The sequence below is a fragment of the Glaciihabitans sp. GrIS 2.15 genome (genome assembly GCF_035984695.1).
In the GTDB taxonomy this organism is placed as follows: Bacteria; Actinomycetota; Actinomycetes; order Actinomycetales; family Microbacteriaceae; genus Lacisediminihabitans.
Window position 1 is genome coordinate 1 of sequence record NZ_JAXCHU010000035.1, and the last position, 1,330, is coordinate 1,330.

Here is a 1,330-nt window from a genome sequence, read left to right on the forward strand (position 1 = left end):
CGATAGACAGGGCGGTAGAAACCGCCGCAAGGGCATGCGTGGCGACAACCGAAATTACAACGGTGACGGTCGCGGCCGATACCGCGACGTCGGGGTTTACCGTGGCCGGTCGCGTGTTGAATGGACTGGGCATTGCGGCCGATGGCCCCGGTTGTGTTTTCCATCAAGACGAACAGGTATGCATCGCCGCCGCGCTCGGTGTAGCGGGTTTCGCGGAAGACTTGGGTTCATCGGTGCTTTTCCGGGGTGTGCAGGCTTGGACTAGTTCCGCGGGTTCGGCCCTGTTCGGGGTTGGTTTTGCGGGGATCGATATTGGCAGCGGGGCAGCAGCAATCGGCGAACTTACCGCCGGAGAGGGAGGTCGCAGTGTCGTCCGAGGCTAAATGGGTTGAACGGATCGGAGTACGGGGCGCACGATTGCGCTATCGCTACATCTATTGGCGGCTGTCCATATTTGTATGGGTTGTCATTTTCGCGCTAGTTGGAGCGGTCATGCGTTACCTGCGCGTGGCTGGTACAGATGCGTCGATTGCCCTCGTTATCATCATCGTCGCGAGTGTCGCGGGCGGGAGTCTCATCGTTCGTGCTCAAGTGGTTTCTAAACGGAGAGCTGTGGCGGAGATTCTCCGCTATTGCCGGTTGCCGGAGATGGCGATGGCTGACCGGTCCCTGTTCACTATTGCCGGGTATGAAGATTGGATCGGGCGGGTCGGGATTCTCGCCCGCCGACCTAACCCCGGTATCCCTTCTTCGTAACGTTTCAATTGAAGAAGTCGTCACATCCGACATTCATGCAGTAGGTATGCACATGACCGCAACACTCTCAAATAGCCTGAAAGTTGACGGGCAGTTGATTTCTACGAAAGCTCCTGACGTCGATAGGAGTAAAAGTGAACCGGCATTCATCTCGCCGTTTTGTTGGCGGTTTCACCGTTGATGGGCCGATAGTTGGAGCGTAGGAGTGACGCTCATATTCCTTGGGTGGAAGATCTCCGAGGAAGCGGTGGAAGCGGTCGTTGTTGTACTAGGTCACCCAGTCGAATGTGGTCTCCTCAACGTCCGCGAGGGTCGTGTGGGAGCCGGTTTGGAAGGGAGATCCGTTGCGGATCGCTCCGTTTTTGAAGAGCCCCATCACGGTCTCCGCGGCAGCCCTGTCGTACGCATCGCCGACGCTGCCGATCAAAGCGGTCAGACCTTCGAGGGCCACCGCACACCTCCATAATCACAAGGTGTTACGACGACCAGTTGAATCCACCGTTCCTGAGTGACACCTAGCCGGCGATGTCCGGGTCGGCCCGATCGACTTCCGATCTGTCGCATTGATCGTCCG

At 57.9% G+C, this 1,330-nt stretch carries 2 protein-coding genes; one reads left to right on the plus strand and one right to left on the minus strand.

Going from position 1 to position 1,330, the window contains the following annotated elements; genetic code table 11:
* Positions 1-366 precede the first annotated feature (366 nt).
* Positions 367-756 (plus strand): hypothetical protein, encoded by a 390-nt coding sequence (locus RCH11_RS18075; protein WP_327058415.1) that lies wholly within the window; start codon positions 367-369, stop codon positions 754-756.
* Between the two features lie 268 nt (positions 757-1,024).
* Here RCH11_RS18075 and RCH11_RS18080 read toward each other — a convergent pair whose 3' ends face one another.
* The gene (locus RCH11_RS18080; RefSeq protein WP_327058416.1) at positions 1,025-1,207 is read right to left on the minus strand and encodes a hypothetical protein; all 183 of its coding nucleotides are present in this window, start codon (positions 1,205-1,207) and stop codon (positions 1,025-1,027) included.
* Between the last annotated feature and the right edge of the window lie 123 nt (positions 1,208-1,330).